This is a genomic window from Aminobacter sp. J41 (genome assembly GCF_000526635.1).
GTDB lineage: Bacteria > Pseudomonadota > Alphaproteobacteria > Rhizobiales > Rhizobiaceae > Aerobium.
Window position 1 is genome coordinate 12,931 of the sequence record NZ_JAGL01000034.1, and the last position, 21,003, is coordinate 33,933.

A 21,003-nucleotide genomic window follows, 5' to 3' on the forward strand; every position below is an offset into this window, starting at 1 on the left:
AGGCGACGGTCGTATTCAATGAGCAGTAACGGACAGAAAATCAGCCGCGCAGGACGCCGCCGGTCTGCTTAGCGACGTTCTCGACGATCTTCCGGGCGAGTGCCTCAAAGTCCTCGTCGGTGAGCGTGCGCTCGACCGGCTGGATCGCGACCTCGATTGCGACCGACTTCTTGCCCTCGCCGAGGGACGAACCCTCGAAGATGTCGAAGACGCGAACGCCGGTCACCAGCTTCTTGTCGGCGGCGCCGGCCGCCTTGCTGACCGCGGCCGCCTCCACCGTCTTGTCGACCACGAAGGCGAAGTCGCGGCGCACGGCCTGGAACGGCGACAGCTCAAGCCGCGGCTTGGTGCGGGTGGGCTTCGCCTTCGCTTCCGGAATTGCGTCGAGATAGACTTCGAAACCGCAGAGCGGGCCGGATGCGTCGAGCGCGTCGAGCGTCTTCGGATGGAACTCGCCGAACGTGCCGAGGATCACCTTGGGCCCGAGCTTGATCGTGCCCGAGCGGCCCGGGTGGTACCAGGACGGCCCGCCGGCCTCGACCTGCAGGCGATCGACTGGAGCACCCGCAGCTTCCAGCGCGGCAAAGGCGTCGGCCTTGGCGTCGAACACGCCAACCGGGCCCGCATTGCCACCCCAGTGGCGGCCGTGGCCTTCCATCTTCGCGGTACCGCGGCGCACGCCGCCGGCAACGCGGCGCTGAAGGTCGGGCGTATCGCCCTCATAGGTGCCGGAGACCTCGAACAGGGCCACGTCGCCGAAGCCGCGGTCGGCATTGCGCTGCGCGGCCGCGATCAGGCCCGGCAGCAGCGACGGGCGCATGTCCGACATGTCGGCCGCGATCGGATTGGCGAGCTTCAGCTCCTGCTGGCCGCCGCCGAACAGTTCCGCGTGCTTGGCCGGGATGAACGACCAGGTGACGGCCTCCATCATGCCGCGCACGGCGAGCGCGCGCTTGGCGTTGCGGGTGCGGATCTGGATCGGCGTAAGGATGCGGCCGTTGACGGCGTCGTGACTGGTCAGCGGCTGCGGCTCGATGCGGTCGACGCCGTGAATGCGCATGACCTCTTCAACCAGATCGGCCTTGCCCTCGACGTCGGGGCGCCAGGACGGAACCGAAACTTCCGCCGTCTCGCCGTTGCCCTTCGCGGCAAAGCCGAGGCGGGTGAGGATGGAGCGGCTCTCGTCGGCCGAGACCTCGATGCCGGTCAGGCGCTTCACTTCCGAGAACGGGAAGGTGATCGTCTTCGGCGTGTAGCCGGCATAGCCGACCACTTCGGCCTCGCTCGGCGTGCCGCCGCAAAGGTCGAGCACCATCTGGGTGGCGAGCTCGAGGCCCGGCACCATGAACTCCGGATCGACGCCGCGCTCGAAGCGGTAGCGTGCATCGGTGATGATGCCGAGGCTGCGCCCGGTGCGGGCGATGGTGATCGCGTCCCACAGCGCCGATTCGATCAGCACGTCGGTGGTGTTCTCGTCACAGCCCGAGTGCTCGCCGCCCATGATGCCGGCGATTGACTCGACGCCGTTGTCGTCGGCGATGATGTAGTGCGACGAAGCGAGCGTGTACTCGCGCCCGTCGAGCGCCAGCACCTTCTCGCCCTCCTTCGCGGCGCGGACGACCAGATTGCCGGCCACCTTCTTCAGGTCGAAGACGTGCAGCGGGCGGGCGCGGTCGAACGTCATGTAGTTGGTGATGTCGACCAGCGCGTTGATCGGACGCAGACCGATCGAGATCAGGCGCTGCTGCAGCCACTTCGGCGACGGGCCGTTTTTCACGCCGCGCACGAGGCGAAGCGCGAAGCCCGGGCAGAATTCCGGAGCCTCGATGACGACCTTGGTCGGGCAGGGGCCTTCGCCCTTGATCGCCGGAAGCGGACGCTCCTTGAGCGTGCCGAGGCCGGAGGCGGCGAGATCGCGCGCGATACCGTAGACGCCGGTGGCGTCAGGACGGTTCGGCGTCAGGTTGATCTCGATGACCGGGTCATCGAGCTTCGCCCAGGCGGCGTAGCTCTGGCCGACCGGCGCGTCTTCCGGCAGCTCGATGATGCCATTGTGCTCGTCGGAAAGCTGCAGCTCGCGCTCCGAGCACATCATGCCGTGGCTTTCGACGCCGCGGATCTTGCCGACCGACAGGGTCACATCGATGCCGGGCACATAGGTGCCGGGCGCCGCGAAGGCGCCGACGAGGCCGGCGCGTGCGTTCGGTGCACCGCAAACGACCTGAATCGGTGCGCCCGCGCCGGTGTCGACCGACAGCACCTGCAGCTTGTCGGCATCGGGGTGCTTCTGGGCGGTCAGCACCTTGGCGATGATGAACGGCTTCAGCACCGACTTGTCGTCGACGCTCTCGACCTCGAGGCCGATCATGGTGAGACGCTCGACGATCTCCTCCAGCGAGGCATCGGTGTCGAGGTGTTCCTTGAGCCAGGAAAGTGTGAACTTCATCGTGGTCTTTCCTTGGAAATTACTGGCTCAGGCCGCCGAACAGGGTCGGCAGGTCGAGCGGACGGAAGCCATAGTGCGACAGCCAGCGGACATCGGCGTCGAAGAAGGCGCGCAGGTCCGGCATGCCGTACTTCAGCATGGCGATGCGGTCGATGCCCATGCCCCAGGCAAAGCCCTGGTACTCGTCCGGATCGAGCCCGCCGTAGCGCAGCACGTTCGGGTGCACCATGCCGCAGCCGAGGATCTCCATCCAGTCGTTGCCCTCGCCGAAGCGGACTTCGCCTGGACGCGAGCGATCGCACTGGATGTCGACTTCCAGCGACGGCTCGGTGAACGGGAAGAAGGACGGCCGGAAGCGCATCTTGACCTGCTTGACCTCGAAGAAGGCCTTGCAGAACTCCTCCAGCACCCACTTCATGTTGGCGACGTTAGCCGTCTTGTCGATGACGAGGCCCTCGACCTGATGGAACATCGGCGAGTGGGTGGCGTCGGAATCCTGACGGTAGGTCTTGCCCGGGATGACGATGCGGATCGGCGGCTTCTGCTTCTCCATGGTGCGGATCTGCACCGGCGAGGTGTGGGTGCGCAGAAGCTTGCGCTCGCCGTTCTCGTTCGGGTTGAAGAAGAAGGTGTCATGCATCTCGCGCGCCGGGTGCCCATCCGGGAAGTTCAGCGCGGTGAAGTTGTAGTAGTCGGTCTCGATATCCGGACCCTCGGCGATCGAGAAGCCGAGATCGCCGAAGATCGCGGTGATCTCGTCGATCACCTGGCTGATCGGGTGGATGCGTCCGCGCTCCGCCGGGGCGTCGCGGACCGGCAGCGTCACGTCGACGGTTTCCGCCTTGAGGCGGGCGTTGATGGCGACGTCGCGCAGCTCGGTGCGGCGGGCGGTCAGCGCCTGGGTGACCCGATCCTTGAGGCCGTTGATCGCCGGGCCCATCACCTGCCGCTCTTCGGGGCTCATTGCACCCAGCGACTTGAGCTTTTCGGAGATGCTGCCCTTCTTGCCGAGCGCGGCGACGCGGACCGCTTCAATAGCCGCTTCGTCGGAGGCCGCAGCGATGGCATCGCTTATCGAGCGTTCCAGTTGTTCGAGTTCACTCATGTGGGCGTCCTGATTTCATCCGTTGGCATGCGGACGGCGCGCGGCCGCTGTCAGTTCTGGAGTTTCAACAAGGAAAAACCCGCGCCAGCCCTGCCGGCGCGGGTTTCCCAATTCAGATTGCGAAAGCTTGGGAAGCGCGGCGGCCTTAGGCTACTGCGCTCTCAAACTGGTTCGGCGTGGTGTCCTTGAGATACTCAAGCGCGGTCTTCGACTTCGCGACGAGCGCGGCGAAAGCCTGCGGCTCGTGGATCGCGATGTCGGACAGCACCTTGCGGTCGATCTCGATACCAGCCTTGTTCAGACCATCGATGAAACGGCCGTAGGTCAGGCCGTGCTCGCGGACAGCCGCGTTGATGCGCTGGATCCACAGAGCGCGGAAATTGCGCTTGCGGGCCTTGCGGTCGCGGTAGGCGTACTGGAGCGACTTCTCGACTGCCTGCTTGGCAATACGAATGGTGTTCTTACGGCGGCCGTAGAAACCCTTAGCCTGGGCAAGAACCTTCTTGTGCTTGGCGTGGGCGGTAACGCCCCTCTTCACGCGTGCCATCTGATGATCTCCTTAAACTCGTTACCAGCCGGCTCTCAGAGGCCGCCGCCGTTAGGCAGGAAGTACGTCTTGACCTTCTTGGCATCGGGTTCAGCGAGAACCATCGTGCCGCGAGCGTCGCGGATGAACTTGTTGGAACGCTTGATCATGCCATGGCGCTTGCCGGCAGCGGCGGACAGAACCTTGCCGGTGCCGGTGATCTTGAACCGCTTCTTCGCGGCAGACTTGGTCTTCATCTTGGGCATTTTGCTTTCCTTTCTCTGCGCTCCGTTGCCGGAGCAGGTCTGCTTCAGGCCGACCAAAGCCTGAGAAGCATAAGAAACCGCCACGGCATGCCCTGCCGGGCGGCTCTTCGAACGCGCGCTCTATAGCGGAGTGCCCGCAAAAGCGCAACCTGACTCCGTTTCTTACTTCGGGGCCAGAACCATCATCATCTGCCGGCCTTCGAGCTTCGGCTCGGCTTCGACCTTCGCGATCTCGCTGACCTCAGCCTTGACGCGGTTCAGAAGCTGCATGCCGAGCTCAAGGTGCGCCATCTCGCGGCCACGGAAGCGCAGGGTCAGCTTGACCTTGTCGCCATCGTCGAAGAAGCGGCGGACCGCCTTCATCTTCGTCTCGTAGTCGTGGTCGTCGATGTTCGGACGCATCTTGATCTCCTTGATCTCGATGGTCTTCTGACGCTTGCGCGCCTCCGCAGCCTTCTTCTGGCTTTGGTACTTCATCTTGCCGAGATCGGTGATCTTGCAGACAGGCGGCTGTGCGTGCGGAACGATCTCCACGAGGTCCATGCCTGCATCTTCGGCCAGGAGCAGCGCCTCGTTGATCGACACGACGCCTCGGTTCTGTCCTTCAGCATCGATGAGCTGAACCTGGGGCACGCGGATCTCAAGGTTGGAACGGGGGCCTTCCTTGACAGGCGCCGTGGCTTTGAATGGTCTGCGAATGGTCGTAGTCTCCTCGAATCGTTGATATGCCGGGATGAAATCTCGCCGCGCTCGCCGATTCAGCGCGCTGCAGCGCATGTGCATTTATCACAAGAGCTGGAAAGAATCACGCGCTCGCCGAAGAATCAGGGTGTACGCGACTACATTTTTTTGCAGATTTCACTCGCCAACAGATAGGAAAGTACCGAACGAATGTCCACCACGCCGGCTGAGCCAGAGTTCATCGACGTCGACGGAGAGCGCATCGCGCTGCGGCAGGTCGCGGGCGCGACCCCCGGCGTGATGTGGCTGGGCGGCTTCAAGTCGGACATGCTCGGCACCAAGGCGGAGACGCTTTCAGACTGGGCACAGGAGAAGGGCCACGCCTTCATCCGCCACGACTATTCCGGCCATGGCGAGTCGGGCGGCCGCTTTGTCGATGGCACCATTTCGCTGTGGCTCAAGCAGAGCCTCGAGGTGCTGCGCCGGCGAACGGAAGGCCCGCAGATTCTCGTCGGCTCGTCGATGGGCGCGTGGATTGCACTGCGTATGGTTCAGGAGTTGCACAGGGCAGGCGAGGGCGGCCGCCTTGCTGGTCTTCTTCTTCTCGCGCCCGCGCCTGACTTCACCACGGACCTGATGGAGCCGCAGCTCACCGACGAGCAAAAGCGCGACCTCGAGGAGAAAGGTTATTTCGAGGAGCCGTCGGAATACTCGCCGGAGCCGAACGTCTACACCAAGGCGCTGTTCGATGACGGGCGAGCCAACCGCGTCATGACTGGCCTCATCGACACCCACTGTCCGGTGCACATCCTGCAGGGCATGGCCGATCCGGACGTGCCCTACCACCACGCGCTCCGGCTGGTCGAACATCTGCCCGCCGATGACGTGACGCTGTCGCTGATCCGCGACGGCGACCACCGCCTGTCGCGGCCGCAGGACCTGGCGATGATCATCTCGGCCCTGGAGGGGCTGATCGAACGGACAGGGCAGGCCTGATGCGTTTTTCGGCGGCGGCTTCGGCCTTTGTTGCAGCGGTCGTCGGGTTCGGCGGCACGCTTGCGTTGATCATTGCGGCCGCCGATGCGGTTGGCGCAACGCAGGCGCAGACCGCAAGCTGGGTCACCGGCATGTGCATTGCCATCGCGCTCGGCTCGCTGATCCTGTCATGGCACTACCGCACGCCGATCATCACAGCCTGGACGACGCCGGGCGCAGCGCTCATCGGCGCAAGCTCGGGTTTCACGATGGCGGAGGCCGTCGGTGCGTTCATTGCGGTTGCGGTGCTGCTGGTCATCACCGGCATGTTCCGTCCGTTGACGCGGCTGATCTCGCGTATCCCCTCGTCGGTATCTTCAGGCATGTTGGCCGGCATCGTCGTCAGCTTCGTCATGGCGGCCGCTAAGAGCGCGACGGTTGATCCGGTGCTGATCTTGCCGCTTATTGTTGCCTTCTTCATCTTCCGATTGATCAATCCGGCCATGTCGGTGCTGTTTGTTCTGATCGGCGGCGGCTTGGCAGCATGGCTGACGGGACGCGTTGGACCATTGCCCGCGCCTGAAATCTCGACCCTCGTCTGGACGACACCGGAATTCACCGTCGGGGCGTTTTTCGGCCTCGCGATTCCGATTTTTCTTGTCACCATGGCCTCGCAGAACCTTGCTGGCCTCGCGATCCTCCGCGCCGCCGGCTACGAGCCGCCGGCAGGCAGGTTGGTTGCGCTGACGGGGCTGTTTTCACTCCTGACCGCGCCGTTCAATGCGTTGACGACCAATCTGGCCGCAATATCGGCCGCGATCTGTACGTCGCCCGATGCGCATCCTGATCCAAAGCAGCGATGGCTGACGGCACCGTTCTACGCGCTTACCTATTCTGTCTTTGCGTTCTTTGGTGCCTCGCTTGTGGCGATCTTTGCGGTCCTGCCGGCGAACCTGATCATTCTTGTGGCAGGTCTTGGCCTTCTCGCGCCACTGACCAACGCGCTGACGCTGGCCATGAACGATCCGCAGGAGCGCACGGCGGCGACGGTTGCGTTTGCGGTCACAGCGTCTGGCCTCGCCGTCTTTGGCGTCGGCTCCGCCTTCTGGGGGCTGGTCGCAGGCATTGCAGTTCTGGGCCTTGAACGGGTCAAGTCCCGCAAGACGAACGTCGCTCTCGCGGAAGCAACTGCGAAGTCTTCTTGAATCGCCGTTTTCGCGTTCCCATGTGTTTTTCATGCAGCCATAGGGGCTGACTGGAAGACAAGGAACGCAACGCAATGACCAAGACTGCCCTGATCCGTCCCGCGTGGACACCGGCAACCATCGCGCTGATGGTCGTGGGCTTCATGGTTTTCTGGCCTCTTGGCCTTGCCATGCTTGCCTACATCCTGTGGGGCGACCGCCTTGAAGACGTCAAGGGCGACCTGAGCAAGGCCCGCGACAAGTTCTGCTCCTTCAGGAAAGGTTCGGGTATGCACTCACACCAGCGTTTGGGACGTACCGGCAACGTCGCTTTCGACGATTGGCGCGAGGCTGAACTCGCCCGCATCGAGGAAGAGCGCCGCAAGCTCGACGCGATGCGCGAAGAGTTCGACAGCTACCTGCGTGAGCTTCGTCGCGCCAAGGACCAGGAAGAGTTCGATCGCTTCATGGCGGAGCGTTCGAAGTCGGCTCCGGCTTCCGACGCGCGCAAGCCGAGCAACGGCGACAATCTCCTCGACGACGTTTGATCACACCGCGCCACGCGCGCGAAATGAAGAAGACGGCGCTGGACCACCGGCGCCGTTTTTGTTTGCCCGAATCAATCTAAGATGGCCCGCATGGCATTCGGCTTGTTCTCCAGCCCGAGGAAGAAAAAGGCGCCGCGCTCCATCACAATGGAGGAGCGCACCCATGTCGTTGCCGATCGCGAACTGCCGCTCAGGATCTTCGAGAACCATCGCGCCAAGCGCCTGACCCTGCGCATCGACGCCGGGGGCAGGGGGCTGCGCATCACCGTTCCGCCGGGTCTAGCTCGCGGTGAGGTCGAACGCTTTCTCGACCGTCATCAGGGCTGGCTCGAAACAAGGCTCGCAAAGCTTCCCGATCAACCGCAGGTGCGCCCGGGCGTGAAGATGCCGCTGCGCGGCCGCCCGCATCTCATCATCCATGAGGCCGGCAAGCGCGGTACCGTCTCAGTGGGCGAGTTTGAGGGGCAGGATGCGCTGTTCGTGCACGGCGATCTGCAGCACCTGCCACGCCGGCTGGCGGATTTCTTGAAGCGCGAAGCCAAGCGCGACATCGAGGCGCTGGTTGCGAAGCACACGCAGGCGGTCGGCCGCAAGGCAAAGGCAATCCGCTTCAAGGACACAACCTCGCGATGGGGCTCGTGCACCTCGGACGGCACGCTCTCCTTCAACTGGCGCATCATGATGGCACCGTTGACGGTGGTCGACTATCTCGTCGCGCACGAAGTCGCGCATCTGAAGGAAATGAATCACGGCCCGAAATTCTGGGCGCTGTGCCGGGAGCTTTGCCCGCGCACCGACGAAGCGCGCGCCTGGCTCAAGCGCAATGGCGGCGCGCTGCAGGCAATCGAGTTCGGCTGAAGTCAGTCGTCGTTCGTCGCGTTGAGGTCTTCGGGCCGTATGCTTTCTTCTTCCGGCTTCGGCCAGGGCAGGAAAGCCGGGTCGAAGTGGTCGCTGTTAAAATATTCAAGGGCGCGCTTGCCCTCGCCACCGAGGACGTCGTCCTTGCCCGTCAGCTGGGCGATGACCGCCGCCGCCTGGCGCAATTTCGCCTTGAGTATCTCAACATCATCTTCCATACCGCCATAACGCGGCTCGCCTGCAAACGTTGCGTGCCTTGATGTTCGCGCAATTTTGTGCGGTTAAGGACGCATGACCCTCGATATCAAGATTTGCGGCCTCTCGACGCCCGAAGCCATTCGCGCAGCCATCGACGGCGGCGCGAGCCATGTCGGCTTCATCTTTTTCGCAAAGAGCCCGCGCAACATCGCGCCCGCGCACGCGCGTGAATTGAAGAAGGTGGTCGACGGCAGGGCGAAGACGGTCGCGGTCGTGGTCGACGCGGACGACGCTTTCCTCGACGAGATCGTTGCCGAGCTGTCGCCGGACATCGTCCAGCTGCACGGCAAGGAGACGCCGGAGCGGGTGGCGGAGGTCAAGGCGCGCTATGGCCGCCCGGTGATGAAGGCGTTTTCGATCAGCGAGGCGGCGGATCTTGCGAAGATCGAGCCGTTCCGCGGCGTCGCCGATCGCTTCCTTTTCGACGCCAAGCCGCCGAAAGGATCGGAGCTTCCGGGTGGAAACGGTGTTTCCTTTGACTGGCGGCTGCTCCCAGCCCTTGACCCCGGCATCGATTACATGCTTTCCGGAGGATTGAACGCCGCCAATATCGGCGATGCGCTGCGTCTTTCCAATCCGCCCGGAATCGACATCTCGTCGGGAGTGGAAAGCGCGCCGGGCATCAAGGATACGGCGCTGATCGAGGAATTCTTCAAGGCAGTCCGGACCGCGCAGGCAATGGCGGCCTGATGCCCTATCGTGCAGGAGACCGGCCGTGAACCAGCCCGTGGCACCGAATTCGTTCCGCACCGGACCCGATGAACAGGGCATGTTCGGCATCTATGGCGGCCGTTTCGTCGCCGAGACGCTGATGCCCCTGATCCTCGACCTGGAAAAGCACTGGAACGAGGCCAAGAACGACCCGGCCTTCAAGGCTGAGCTCCAGGCGCTGTCGACGCACTATGCCGGCCGTCCGTCCAAGCTCTATTACGCCGAGAACCTGTCGAAGCACCTCGGCGGCGCAAAGATCTATTTCAAGCGCGAGGACCTGAACCACACCGGTTCGCACAAGATCAACAACTGCCTCGGCCAGATCCTTTTGGCCAAGCGCATGGGCCGCAAGCGCATCATCGCCGAGACCGGCGCCGGCCAGCATGGCGTCGCTTCCGCGACCGTCGCAGCCCGCTTCGGCTTCCCCTGCGTGGTCTACATGGGCGCGACCGACGTCGAGCGCCAGAAGCCGAACGTCTTCCGCATGAAGCTCCTCGGCGCCGAGGTGAAGGCGGTTTCCGCCGGCCACGGCACGCTCAAGGACGCCATGAACGAGGCGCTGCGTGACTGGGTCACCAATGTCGAGGACACCTATTACCTGATCGGCACCGCCGCCGGCCCGCACCCGTATCCGGAGCTCGTCCGCGAGCTGCAGTCGGTGATCGGCCGCGAGGCGCGCGAGCAGATCCTCGAGCAGGAAGGCCGCCTGCCGGACGTCGTGATCGCCGCTGTCGGTGGCGGCTCGAACGCCATCGGCATCTTCCACCCGTTCCTCGATGACAAGGACGTGCGCATCATCGGCATCGAGGCCGGCGGCCGCGGCCTTGATGGCATCGAGCACTGCGCGTCGATGAATGCCGGCAAGCCGGGCGTGCTGCACGGCAACCGCACCTACCTTTTGCAGAACGATGACGGCCAGATCCTCGACGGCCACTCGATCTCGGCCGGCCTCGACTATCCGGGCGTCGGTCCGGAGCATTCGTGGCTGCGCGACACCGGCCGCGTCGAATACCTGCCGATCCTCGACGACGAGGCGCTGGAAGCGTTCCAGCTGACCACGCAGAAGGAAGGCATCATCCCGGCTCTCGAATCCTCCCACGCCATCGCGCATGCGATGAAGCTCGCCCCCACCATGAGCAAGGATCAGATCATCATCGTCAATCTGTCGGGCCGCGGCGACAAGGACGTCCATACCGTCGCCGGCATGATGGGCATGGAAATCTGAGACCGCCGGACGACACCGCCAAGAGACTTCCCGGAGACACCGCATGACGACCCGCATCGATCGCCGGATGGCGAAGCTCAAGGCCGAGGGACGGCCGGCGCTCGTGACCTATTTCATGGGCGGCGACCCCGACTATGAAACCTCGCTGCGCGTCATGAAGGCCCTGCCGAAGGCCGGCTCCGACGTCATCGAGCTCGGCATGCCGTTCTCCGACCCGATGGCGGACGGCCCGGCGATCCAGGCCGCTGCGCTGCGCTCGCTCAAGGGCGGCCAGACGCTCGCCAAGACGCTGCAGATGGCCTCCGAATTCCGCAAGGAAGACGACGAGACGCCGATCGTCCTGATGGGCTACTACAACCCGATCTACATCTACGGCACCGAGCGCTTCCTGGCCGACGCCAAGGCCGCCGGCATCGACGGCCTGATCGTCGTCGACCTGCCGCCGGAGATGGACGAGGAGCTCTGCATCCCGGCTGTGCGCGCAGGCATCAACTTCATCCGCCTCGCAACGCCGACCACTGACGACAAGCGCCTGCCGAAGGTGCTCGAGAACACGTCGGGCTTCGTCTACTACGTCTCGATGACCGGCATCACCGGTTCGGCCCTGCCGGACACCAGCAAGGTCGCAACCGCCGTCGACCGCATCAAGCAGCACACCGACCTGCCGGTCTGCGTCGGCTTTGGCGTCAAGACCGCCGAGCAGGCCCGTGCCATCGGCGCCTCGGCTGACGGCGTCGTCGTCGGCACGGCAATCGTCAACGCTGTTGCAAATGTGCTCGGCCCGGACGGCAAGACCGTTGCCGATCCCGCCGAAGCAGTCGCCACCCTGGTGACCGGCCTTGCACAGGGCGCGCGCAGCGCCCGCCTTGCTGCGGCCCAATAGCTCCTTATCTTCTCCCAGAACGAGAGCGGAGAACGCCATGAACTGGATCACCAACTATGTCCGGCCCAAGATCAATTCGATCCTCGGCCGTCGCGATATGCCCGAGAACCTCTGGATCAAGGATCCCGAGACCGGCGAGATGGTGTTTCACACCGACCTCGAGAACAATCAGTGGGTGATTCCCGGCTCCGGCTATCACATGAAGATTGCCGCCAAGGAGCGGCTGAAGCACTTCTTCGATGACGGCGCCTACGAGCTTCTGGAGAACCCGAAGGTTCCGGTCGATCCGCTGAAGTTCCGCGACGAGAAGCGTTACATCGACCGCCTCAAGGAATACCGCACCAAGACCGGCCTCGAGGACGCCGTCCTCTCCGCCCTCGGCAGCATCGAGGGTCTGCCGATCGTCGCTACCGTGCAGGACTTCGCCTTCATGGGCGGCTCGCTCGGCATGGCCGCCGGCGAGGCGATCATCAACGGTTTCGAGACCGCGATCGCGAAGAAGCGCCCGCTGGTACTGTTCTCGGCATCGGGCGGCGCGCGCATGCAGGAAGGCATCCTGTCGCTGATGCAGCTTGCCCGCACCACCGTTGCGGTCGACCGCCTCAAGGAGGCGGGTCTGCCCTATATTGTCGTCCTGACCAACCCGACCACCGGCGGCGTCACCGCCTCGTATGCGATGCTGGGCGACGTCCACATCGCCGAGCCAGGTGCGGTCATCGGCTTTGCCGGCGCGCGCGTCATCGAGCAGACGATCCGCGAGAAGCTGCCGGAAGGCTTCCAGCGCTCCGAATACCTGATGGAACACGGCATGGTCGATATGGTCGTCTCGCGCCTCGAGATGAAGCAGACCGTCGCCCGCCTCCTGAAGATCCTTCTCAAGCAGAAGGAAGCATCGGTTCAGGCTGCCGCCTGAGCGGCAACCGGCAAGGTTTGGAAGCTTGGTCATGAGCACCGGAACGCAGGCGGCTGATCGCGAGATCGAACGGCTGATGAGCCTCCACCCGAAAGGGTTCGATCTCTCGCTGACGCGCATTTCCCGCCTGCTGGAACGCCTCGGCAACCCGCAGGACCGCATGCCGCCGGTGATCCACATCGCCGGCACCAACGGCAAGGGCTCGGCTTCCGCCTTCTCGCGTGCTCTGCTCGAGGCCGGCGGTTATACCTGCCACGTCCATACCTCGCCGCACCTCGTCAACTGGCACGAGCGCTACCGCCTCGGCGCCGAGGGCGGCGGTAAGCTGGTCGAGGATGCGGTGCTGGCCGATGCTGTTGCCCGCGTCGCCGCGGCCAACAATGGCGAGACCATCACCGTCTTCGAGATTCTCACCGCGGTGATGTTCCTGCTCTTCTCGGAGCACCCGGCAGACGCCGCGATCGTCGAGGTCGGCCTTGGCGGCCGCTTCGACGCGACCAACGTGATCGCGAAGCCCGCCGTTTCCATCATCATGCCGGTGTCGCTCGATCACGAAGCCTATCTCGGCGACCGCGTCGAACTGATCGCTGCCGAAAAGGCCGGCATCATCAAGCCCGGCTGCCCGGTGATCGTCGGCGCACAGGAGCACGATGAGGCACTTGAGGTGCTGGTCGAGACCGCGGAGCGGCTCGGCTGCCCGTTGCAGGTCTATGGGCAGGACCTCGTGGCCTACGAGGAAAACCGCCGCATGGTCTATCAGGACCAGTTCGGCCTCTATGATCTTTCGCTGCCGCGCCTGCCCGGCCGCCACCAGTACGCCAACGCCGCCGCGGCAATCGCGGGTGTGCGCGCTGCCGGCTTCCGCATGAGCGAGGAGATTGCCGAAAAGGCGGTGACGTCGGTCTCCTGGCCCGGCCGCATGCAGCGCCTGACCGAGGGCCGCCTCGTCGAGCTTGCTCCCGAAGGTGCCGAGATCTGGATCGACGGCGGTCACAATCCGGGCGCCGGTATCGTCATTGCCGAGGCGCTCGCCGAGCGCGAGGACAAACGGCCGCTGCCGCTGTTTATGATCGCCGGCATGATCAACACCAAGGACCAGACCGGCTATTTCCGCAACTTCGCCGGGATGGTCCGCCACGTCTACACCGTACCGGTCAACGAGAGCGACGCGGGCGTCGCGAACGACGAGCTCGCGGCCCGCGCCGCTGCGGCCGGACTTTCAGCCGAACCGGTCGCCTCGATCGAGAACGCGCTGCTTCTCTTGCGTGACAGCTGGGTGGACAAGGCCCATCCGCCGCGCATCCTGATTTCCGGCTCGCTCTATCTGATGGGCGAAGTGCTGCGCAAAAACGAAACCCCGCCGACCTGAGCCGGCGGGGTCTTTGTCCCGACTATTTTTTGACGTTTAAGAGGCCGTGGCCGTTGCCGGCTGAGGGATCGGGCACGACACGCCCGTGCCGCGCAGGCCGCAATAGCCGTTCGGCACCTTCGACAGGTACTGCTGGTGATCGGCCTCGGCGAAGTAGAAAGCCGGCGCCGGCGCGATCTCGGTGGTGATTCGCGACAGGCCCTTTTCCATCAGTGCCGCGCCATACGCTTCACGTGAATCAAGCGCCTCCTTCAGCTGCTCGTCCGTCGTCGTGAAGATCACCGAGCGATAGGTCGTGCCGACATCGTTGCCCTGGCGCATGCCTTGCGTCGGGTCGTGGCTCTCCCAGAAGATATGCAGCAGCTTCGAAAAGCTCACCTTGGTCGGGTCATAAACCACCATCACCGTCTCGGCGTGGCCGGTCAGCCCGGTGCAGGTCTCCTGATAAGTCGGGTTCGGCGTGATGCCGCCCTGGTAGCCGACGGCGGTGACGATCACGCCCGGCGTCTGCCAGAACAGGCGCTCGGCGCCCCAGAAGCAGCCCATGCCGAAATAGGCGATCTCGGAACCTTCAGGGTATGGCCCATGCAGCGGCAGGCCCGAGACGTCATGATGCGTCGCCGTCGGGATCGGCTGCGCGCGGCCGGGCAGGGCTTCCTCGGGAGCCGGCAGCTTCAGCTTCTTGTTCAGCATGTCGCTCAGGAAGAACATTCATCTCTCCTTTCCCCCTGACGGGGTTCAGCGTCCGACAGCAAACCTGCTCGGAGCAGCGGGCCGCCTGCCGATCATCGCGAACAGCAGCGCAAGCACCGTAAAGATCGCAAAGCCGGGCTGGCTCAGGATCGTCGTCATCACCGGGTCCCATAGGAACGGCGGCAGCGAACGCGTCATCGACTGCTCGAGACCTTCAAGCAGCGAGGGCGCAACGTCGCGCCATGACGAAATCAGCGGTGTCATCACCAGCGTCTCGGCGGCAACCGAACGTGTGGCGTCGATCACGGCCATGATGACGGCAATCGAAAGCGCAATCATCGACAGCAGGCGAAACAGAGCTCTGAACATCGTGCGCCTTCGCGAAAGCAGGTTCTGGCGGAGGTTTTCCTTGCCAAGAGATAGGCGTCGCGCGGTTTCTTGGCAATGATCGACACGACAAGTTGAGCCTGCGGCACCTTATTCCAGAAAGCGCCACAAGGCGTCTTGGCATCCGGCGCGAGATCGACTAAGTGAGCGCATCAACCTGTTTCGCTTCGGCGAAACATGGCTGCGGAGAGGTGGCCGAGTGGTTGAAGGCGCACGCCTGGAACGCGTGTATACGGGAAACCGTATCGAGGGTTCGAATCCCTCTCTCTCCGCCAGTTTCTCCAAGCAATTTCATTCTTCCTTCGCACCGGTAACTGCGTCTTCAGTCCAATTCGCCCGAAACGCCGCCGGCAGGAAGTTTCCCTCCCGCCGGCGCAGCCAAGGTTAGCCGATGGGCTCCAGCGCATCTTCCGCCGCCACCTCGGATGCAGCATCGGCGGCGGGTTTTGTTGCGAAGTAGATGTGGTGGAATGCATCCGCCCGGCCGCCGTCGAGGCAGATGTCCTCGCGGTGCCAGCACCACGGAAGCTGGTCGAGCCGCTCCTCGAACTCGTCCGAGATCGTTGCGGACCAGAACGCGGCGAGGCCGCCTGCCGCAAGCCGGTTCCAGACCGAACGGAGGCCGGGATTCTCATAGATTGCGCCGTTCGTCTCCCGGACCGTATAGTCGGGGCCATTGTCCGTATCCATCAGGATCATCTCGTAGCCCCCGCTCGCCTCGCGCAGCACGTCCAGCACGTCACCGACCCGCAGCTCGACGCGACGGTCGTTGAGCGGATGGCCCGCAAGATGCCCGAAATGGCGCCGGTTCCATTCAATGATCTCCGGCACGAGCTCGCAAACTGTTACCTTCCCGTCCGGCTCGAGCCATTCGAGCATGGTGCGAAGCGTAAAGCCCATGCCGAGACCGCCAATGAAGACGCGCCGAGCCGGCCCCCCGTATAAGCGGGCGCTGCGCTCGGCCAGCATCGTCTCGGACTGGTGGTTGAGGTTCGACATCAGCTCCAGCCCGTTGAAGCGAATCTCGAAGACGTTGCCGCGCTGGCGCAGGATTATCTGGTCGCCGGACTCCGTCCGGTGACGCGCAACTTCCGTCCAAAGTGTCATGTCCAATGCCCATTCGTGCCACAGCCTCAGCTGCAGCATCACAAACCATTCAGCAGTGTTGGGTGGTGCTTGCGCGGTTGCCGTCGGCGATCAGCGCCGCGGCAACCGAGGCGCATGGTTTGCGCTGGCTCCGATGATCAGCGGAAAGAGAACGCTATCGCAGGCAGTCATAACGAAGTCCGTCCTCGGGTTGCGTCCGGATCCGGCTTCCGCCAGCATCCGGCGGTGAGCTTGTTGACGCTCTCCATATCGGCCGGGCAGGCCGCCGAGTCAAATCCGGGTGACCTCCTGCCTCGGCTAGCCGCGGAAGTGAGAGGAGAATGATAAAGAGGCGCCTGCTCGCCAGAGCTCGCTGCTGTCTGCTTCTTGGCGACTTGCCCTCAGATCACCCTCACCATGGCCCCGCTGGCGACCCGGTCATAAAGGTCGATGACGTCCTCATTCAGCATGCGGATACAGCCTGACGAGGCTTCGGTGCCGATGGTCCAGGGCTCGGACGTGCCGTGGATGCGATAAAGCGTGTCGCGCCCATCCTGGTAGAGATAGAGCGCCCGCGCGCCGAGCGGGTTGTGCGGCCCGGGCTCGATCCGCTGCGGCAGGCCGGGCGTTTCGTTGCGCATATCGTCGGTCGGGTGCCAGCCGGGCCACTTCGCCTTGCGGCCGATCGTGGCCGTACCCGACCACGCATGCCCCGACGCGCCGACGGCCACGCCATAGCGCCGCGCCTTCCCGCCTTCTTCAACCAGATAAAGAAACCGTTCGCGGGTATCGACGAGGATCGAGCCGACCGGCATGCCCTGCGGTGCCGGAACGATCGTCGGCCGGAACCGCGCATCGAATTTTTCGCGGTTCACGATCCGCACTTCATAAGGCTCGTTGGCATAGGCGAGCTTCAGCTGTTCCAGCGAGGGGCCGGTTTCGCTGCGGGTCGAGCACGCCGCCAGCAAGAGCAGACCGAGCGGCAGGAATGCCGCCCGGATCTGCTTGCCCTTCGACAGGATCGTCACCCGGCGCCTACCACTTCACGCGCAGGCCGATCGTTCCGGCGACGGAGTGGCTGTCGCCGAAGTGTTCGAGGCTGGTGGCAACGGACGCCTCGCCATAGACCGAGAACCTGTCGTCATTCCAGTTGAGCGTCCCACCGACGCCAATACCGCCCCACAGCCGGTCGTTGCGGCTCGTCACCTCCCCATCGGCGATCGCGACGCGGTAGCCGTCGAGGAACTCGTGGTAGAGGTTGGCGATGCCGTAGAGGCTCGCGCGCGACTTCGTCCCGTTTGCCGCCGTCCAGCGGGTTTCGTATTCGGCGGCAAGGCCGACGCGGGCACGCAAGGAGTCGCCGTCGCGCAGGGCAACGGTTGCACCGAACGGATCGGTGAAGTCGTCGAAGTCGATGCGCGAATAGACGAGCTGTGCCTGCGGCGTCAGCGACCAGGTCTCGTTGAGCGCGAACTTGTAGCCGGCCTCGATGCCGAGCGCGTAGCCAAGTCCGTCATTGCCGTCGGCGAGCACGGTTCCGAGCGTGGTCGAGCTGATGTCGCTGTTCAGCCAGCTCACCTGCGCCTGCGCATCGACATAGAACCCGTTCATCCCGTACCAGGTGAGGCTGCCGCCGACGCCATAGCCCTGCGCATCGATCTCGCCGAGCCCGGACGCAGAGGCAATGTCGCCATTGACCTGTCCGTAGTGTACGGAAAGCCCCGCGATCAGCCGGCCCTTGTCGCTCTCATGCAACAGGCCGTCAATGCCGGCCTGCAGCCGCCACAGCGTCTCGTCATATTCCGCTTCCGCCGTTGCCGACGCAGCCTCGTAATGGCCGCGCGCGCCCTCGATCCGGTCCCAGATGCCATTGGTTTCGAGCACGACGCTGCCGTCATTGCCGACATAGTAGCTTGCCTGCTCCTCCGTGACGGTGCAGCGGAAGTTCTGGCTCGCGTCCTTGCAGAACACGGTCTCGGCGGGAGCCACGTCTGCCGGATCACGCCAGTGGCGGTTGCCCACACGCTGCTGCCTTGTCGGCAGGTCGACGAGCGGGACGAGCACCTTCGGATATTCCTGATAGACAGGCACGGTCGGCGTGAAGGCGACATTGCGCAGGTACCAGTTGCCGTCGGCTGCGTCGCCGCCGATGCCGTGGTGATAGAGGGCGTAGCTGTAGAGGCCGGCGAGAATCCGCTGTTCACCATCGACCGCATAGTCGCCCTGCAGCGTGAACACGCCCGGCGCCGAGGCTGCCGCATTGCGCACCTCGACCAGCAAAATGCCGTTGTCGACAGTCTGGGCGCCGGCGCCCTCGCGCCGGTCGATGACGATCGTCGTCGGCGCGCTGCCGAGCGAGGTGGCATCGACCACCAGCACGTCCGAATAGGAGCCGCTGCCGCCGCCGGCCGCCACCCCCTCGTTGAGCACGGTGTTGAGGAGGAGCGTGCCGCCATTGGAGGTAAAGACGCCGGTACCGGCCGCACCGCCAGCCGTCGCATTGCTTGTCATCACCAGCGTGTTGCCGGTCTGCGGCCCGCGCAGGTCGATGACGCCGCTATGGCTGAAGGCGCCGAGATTGGTGAACTGGCCCTGGACAATGCCATTGCGCGAAAGGTTGTAGTAGCTCGCCTCGAGCGGCGTATTGCCCGCGCCCGTCGTCGGCACGTAGTAGCCGGCCGGGTCGGTCGCCGCATTGCCGCTGACGGGAGCAAGCCGCACCAGTGCGCCTGCCTGGTTGTCGAAGCTGCTCGAGGCCGCGCCAAAGTCGGAGATCGCGACGCGCTTGGTGTCGCGGGTGCCGTCGCCATCGGTGTCGGCAAAGTGGCGCACGTCGAACAGGCCGCCCGCCGTATTGGCAAAGCTGTTGCCGGCAACCGCTGCGAGTTCCAGAAAGCCGGTCACCGTCCCGCCGTTGGTGGTTGCGACCGCGCCCCGCGCAGCCTCCCAGCGGCCAACGTCGGCGATCGCGCGGTCGGACGCGGCGGTGATCGTGCCGGCATTGGTCAGCGTGCTTGCCATCGACCTCAGCAGCACGCCGGAGGAGGGCCGGTTTGAGCTTGGTCCCGCGCCGGTCGCATCCGCCTGCCAGCCACCGGTAACGGTTGCGCCGCTGGCAATCTCGACACTTGCAGCGCCCGAGACCGAATCGACGATGATGCCGGTGCCATACTCGCCGCTGGCGGTCACGCTGCTGAAGTTCGTGACGATGGCGTCTCCCACCGTGGCGAATGACGTCAGGCCGCCGGACTGAGAGCCGGTCGCAAGAACGCTGCCGAGATTCGTGACGCGCGCTTCCCCGGAGCCAAGATTATACGACCATGCACCATAGGATTGTTCACCTCGCACCCAGACGGAGCCCGCCTCGTTGATGTCGATCGTTGCATTGGCGCTGCTGCTGCCATTGTTCACCAGCGAGAGGGCGCCGTCGAGTAGATCTGCGCGGTTTCGATGGAGCCCGAGACGTCGATCGTGGCCGCCCCGAAGCCATAATTCAGGGCGTAGATGCCAACGCCTTCCTCGCCGTCGGTGAACACGCTGCCGGTATCAGCAAGATATCCGGCAACCGCGCCAGTTGCCGACGGGTTGAGGTTCCACGAGCTGATGGCAAAGGCCGATGATCCGGCCGTGAGCACGTCCCCGAATGCCTCGACCCTCACGGGACCCAGCCCGTAATGGATGCCATAGATACCGAAGCCGGAACCGCGCACGTCGATCGTGCTGCCGGCAAGTTGCCGAATCAGGATGCTGCCGTCGCTGGTCGTAATGAGGTCGGCCGCGGAAGTGTCATCGATTCGCCCGATGATGCCATGTGACTCGAGCGAATTGAGTATGGTCACGTTGGCGCCGGAGATGATCTCGATGTCACTGTTGCCGCCATTGGCGTGCACCTGGACACCGTCCGCTACCGTGCCGTCGGTTGAAACCGAGACGCCAGTGGCGATCGTGACCCGCAACAGGTCGTCCCCGAAGCCGTCGAGGTGGATGCCGTCAAAGTCGTAGCCCGGATCACGATCGACGACGATTCCGCTGCCGACGGCGAGGTCGAATCCTGTCGTCGTCGTATAGTTGATGCCCCCGGCATAGGGATTGAGAGCCGTGTCGGCACAGGTGATCGACGGTGGTGTGCCGCTCGCGGCGCCGCATTAGTCAGCGGCGCGTGCCTGATCGCCCGCCGACAACAAGCCCAGTCCGCCGAATACCGATGCAGCCAGTGCCTGTTTTAGCCGCCGGTTGACCCTGATCTCATGTGCTGATGGAGGAAAATTCTGCGCAAAGCGCGGGGGGAGCGAGAAACTCTCGTTCATAAGCTGTCACCGTTGCCCAGCGCCCCCACGCTTGAAGATGAGGCTAAACGGTCTAAAGAAGGAAATAAAGCCTAATGTTGTATTCCGGCTTCAGGTTGTATCGCCTCAACTTAGAAATCTTTGCATCCGTCAGCGGGTCTCTCCGCTCCATCCCCGACTTGTTGACATACCTTACTGCCACTCCCTGTCCTTTGCTGGCTGGTATATTGCAGCGTTTGGCGCCAACTCTTGAGCGGATACTTAGTCTCCCGCCCTTCTCCGAAAGCCCTGGGAACGCCCTTAGAAATTTCCGCAGAAAGATGATTTTTCTCGCAAAATGTCGTTGACATGGTTGGGGAGTGGGGCCTATATACGCCTCACCAACGACGGCGGCGGCGCTGCTGGCGGCGAAGAGCTTCGCTCTTGTGATCCGCGAGTTGGACGACATTCAAGCGAGCCGCGTGAGCGAACCTCGTCGGGCTGAAGCCGATGGTGATGGAGCCCGGGACACTGTTTTGTGTCTGATCTTTGACAACTGAATAGCGAAGAAAGAGAAACGTGGGCGGCAGAGGCTCGCGGGACTTGAGAAGGATCTTCGGATCT

At 63.9% G+C, this 21,003-nt stretch carries 22 protein-coding genes and 1 tRNA gene; 10 read left to right on the forward strand and 13 right to left on the reverse strand.

All coding sequences use genetic code 11. The annotated features are described in order from the left end of the window. Positions 1-40 precede the first annotated feature (40 nt). From pheT to infC, 5 genes are all read right to left on the reverse strand, one after another. Positions 41-2,446, reverse strand: a complete 2,406-nt coding sequence (gene pheT / locus L630_RS0117225; protein WP_024849466.1) for a phenylalanine--tRNA ligase subunit beta — start codon at positions 2,444-2,446, stop codon at positions 41-43. A gap of 19 nt (positions 2,447-2,465) precedes the next feature. After that, the gene (pheS, locus tag L630_RS0117230; protein ID WP_024849467.1) at positions 2,466-3,551 is read right to left on the reverse strand and encodes a phenylalanine--tRNA ligase subunit alpha; all 1,086 of its coding nucleotides are present in this window, start codon (positions 3,549-3,551) and stop codon (positions 2,466-2,468) included. A gap of 145 nt (positions 3,552-3,696) precedes the next feature. Beyond that, a complete protein-coding gene (rplT, locus tag L630_RS0117235; protein WP_024849468.1) occupies positions 3,697-4,098 on the reverse strand; it encodes a 50S ribosomal protein L20 in 402 nt (133 codons plus the stop codon). A 35-nt stretch (positions 4,099-4,133) separates the two neighbouring features. Then, positions 4,134-4,343: a 50S ribosomal protein L35 gene (gene rpmI, locus L630_RS0117240; protein WP_024849469.1), complete on the reverse strand. Its 210-nt coding sequence runs from the start codon at positions 4,341-4,343 to the stop codon at positions 4,134-4,136. 162 nt (positions 4,344-4,505) lie between these two features. Beyond that, on the reverse strand, positions 4,506-5,042 hold the full coding sequence (infC, locus tag L630_RS0117245; RefSeq protein WP_024849470.1) for a translation initiation factor IF-3: 537 nt from the start codon (positions 5,040-5,042) through the stop codon (positions 4,506-4,508). A gap of 192 nt (positions 5,043-5,234) precedes the next feature. Between infC and L630_RS0117250 the strand changes: the two genes are divergently transcribed. The 4 genes from L630_RS0117250 (at position 5,235) to L630_RS0117265 (ending at position 8,589) form a co-directional block, all read left to right on the forward strand. Then, a complete protein-coding gene (locus L630_RS0117250; RefSeq protein WP_024849471.1) occupies positions 5,235-6,020 on the forward strand; it encodes an alpha/beta hydrolase in 786 nt (261 codons plus the stop codon). Then, on the forward strand, positions 6,020-7,204 hold the full coding sequence (locus L630_RS0117255) for a benzoate/H(+) symporter BenE family transporter (protein ID WP_024849472.1): 1,185 nt from the start codon (positions 6,020-6,022) through the stop codon (positions 7,202-7,204). The genes L630_RS0117250 and L630_RS0117255 overlap by 1 nt, the downstream gene beginning before the upstream one ends. A 74-nt stretch (positions 7,205-7,278) precedes the next feature. Then, positions 7,279-7,731: a DUF2852 domain-containing protein gene (locus tag L630_RS0117260; protein ID WP_024849473.1), complete on the forward strand. Its 453-nt coding sequence runs from the start codon at positions 7,279-7,281 to the stop codon at positions 7,729-7,731. Between the two features lie 90 nt (positions 7,732-7,821). Then, positions 7,822-8,589 (forward strand): M48 family metallopeptidase, encoded by a 768-nt coding sequence (locus L630_RS0117265; RefSeq protein WP_024849474.1) that lies wholly within the window; start codon positions 7,822-7,824, stop codon positions 8,587-8,589. 2 nt (positions 8,590-8,591) lie between these two features. Here the strand turns inward: L630_RS0117265 and L630_RS0117270 are convergent, their stop codons facing one another. Beyond that, positions 8,592-8,807 (reverse strand): hypothetical protein, encoded by a 216-nt coding sequence (locus L630_RS0117270; RefSeq protein ID WP_024849475.1) that lies wholly within the window; start codon positions 8,805-8,807, stop codon positions 8,592-8,594. Between the two features lie 73 nt (positions 8,808-8,880). Between L630_RS0117270 and L630_RS0117275 the strand changes: the two genes are divergently transcribed. From L630_RS0117275 to L630_RS0117295, 5 genes are read left to right on the forward strand one after another with little or no spacing between them, the layout of a single operon-like run. Beyond that, positions 8,881-9,537, forward strand: a complete 657-nt coding sequence (locus L630_RS0117275) for a phosphoribosylanthranilate isomerase (protein WP_024849476.1) — start codon at positions 8,881-8,883, stop codon at positions 9,535-9,537. Positions 9,538-9,562: 25 nt separating this feature from the next. Next, positions 9,563-10,783, forward strand: a complete 1,221-nt coding sequence (gene trpB / locus L630_RS0117280) for a tryptophan synthase subunit beta (RefSeq protein ID WP_024849477.1) — start codon at positions 9,563-9,565, stop codon at positions 10,781-10,783. 43 nt (positions 10,784-10,826) lie between these two features. Next, positions 10,827-11,666 carry a tryptophan synthase subunit alpha gene (gene trpA, locus L630_RS0117285; protein ID WP_024849478.1) on the forward strand — a complete coding sequence of 280 codons (840 nt, stop codon included), beginning with the start codon at positions 10,827-10,829 and terminating at the stop codon, positions 11,664-11,666. 37 nt (positions 11,667-11,703) lie between these two features. After that, entirely contained in the window at positions 11,704-12,579 is an 876-nt protein-coding gene (gene accD, locus L630_RS0117290) for an acetyl-CoA carboxylase, carboxyltransferase subunit beta (protein ID WP_024849479.1), read from the forward strand. Between the two features lie 31 nt (positions 12,580-12,610). Next, positions 12,611-13,948, forward strand: coding sequence for a folylpolyglutamate synthase/dihydrofolate synthase family protein (locus L630_RS0117295; protein ID WP_024849480.1), 1,338 nt, complete (start codon positions 12,611-12,613; stop codon positions 13,946-13,948). 36 nt (positions 13,949-13,984) lie between these two features. Here the strand turns inward: L630_RS0117295 and msrA are convergent, their stop codons facing one another. After that, positions 13,985-14,659 carry a peptide-methionine (S)-S-oxide reductase MsrA gene (gene msrA / locus L630_RS0117300; protein ID WP_024849481.1) on the reverse strand — a complete coding sequence of 225 codons (675 nt, stop codon included), beginning with the start codon at positions 14,657-14,659 and terminating at the stop codon, positions 13,985-13,987. A gap of 27 nt (positions 14,660-14,686) precedes the next feature. Then, on the reverse strand, positions 14,687-15,010 hold the full coding sequence (locus L630_RS0117305) for a hypothetical protein (RefSeq protein ID WP_024849482.1): 324 nt from the start codon (positions 15,008-15,010) through the stop codon (positions 14,687-14,689). A gap of 203 nt (positions 15,011-15,213) precedes the next feature. Between L630_RS0117305 and L630_RS0117310 the strand changes: the two genes are divergently transcribed. Further along, positions 15,214-15,303 (forward strand) — tRNA-Ser (locus tag L630_RS0117310). Between the two features lie 109 nt (positions 15,304-15,412). Here the strand turns inward: L630_RS0117310 and L630_RS0117315 are convergent. From L630_RS0117315 to L630_RS23290, 5 genes are all read right to left on the reverse strand, one after another. Further along, entirely contained in the window at positions 15,413-16,135 is a 723-nt protein-coding gene (locus L630_RS0117315) for a hypothetical protein (RefSeq protein WP_024849483.1), read from the reverse strand. Between the two features lie 380 nt (positions 16,136-16,515). Next, entirely contained in the window at positions 16,516-17,142 is a 627-nt protein-coding gene (locus L630_RS0117320) for a L,D-transpeptidase (RefSeq protein WP_024849484.1), read from the reverse strand. Positions 17,143-17,149: 7 nt separating this feature from the next. Further along, the gene (locus L630_RS22265) at positions 17,150-19,525 is read right to left on the reverse strand and encodes an autotransporter outer membrane beta-barrel domain-containing protein (RefSeq protein WP_024849485.1); all 2,376 of its coding nucleotides are present in this window, start codon (positions 19,523-19,525) and stop codon (positions 17,150-17,152) included. Then, on the reverse strand, positions 19,522-20,070 hold the full coding sequence (locus tag L630_RS0117330) for a hypothetical protein (RefSeq protein WP_024849486.1): 549 nt from the start codon (positions 20,068-20,070) through the stop codon (positions 19,522-19,524). Before L630_RS0117330 ends, L630_RS22265 begins: the two co-directional genes overlap by 4 nt. A gap of 707 nt (positions 20,071-20,777) precedes the next feature. After that, on the reverse strand, positions 20,778-21,003 hold a 226-nt coding region (locus tag L630_RS23290; protein ID WP_210164331.1), incomplete at its 5' end, for a hypothetical protein.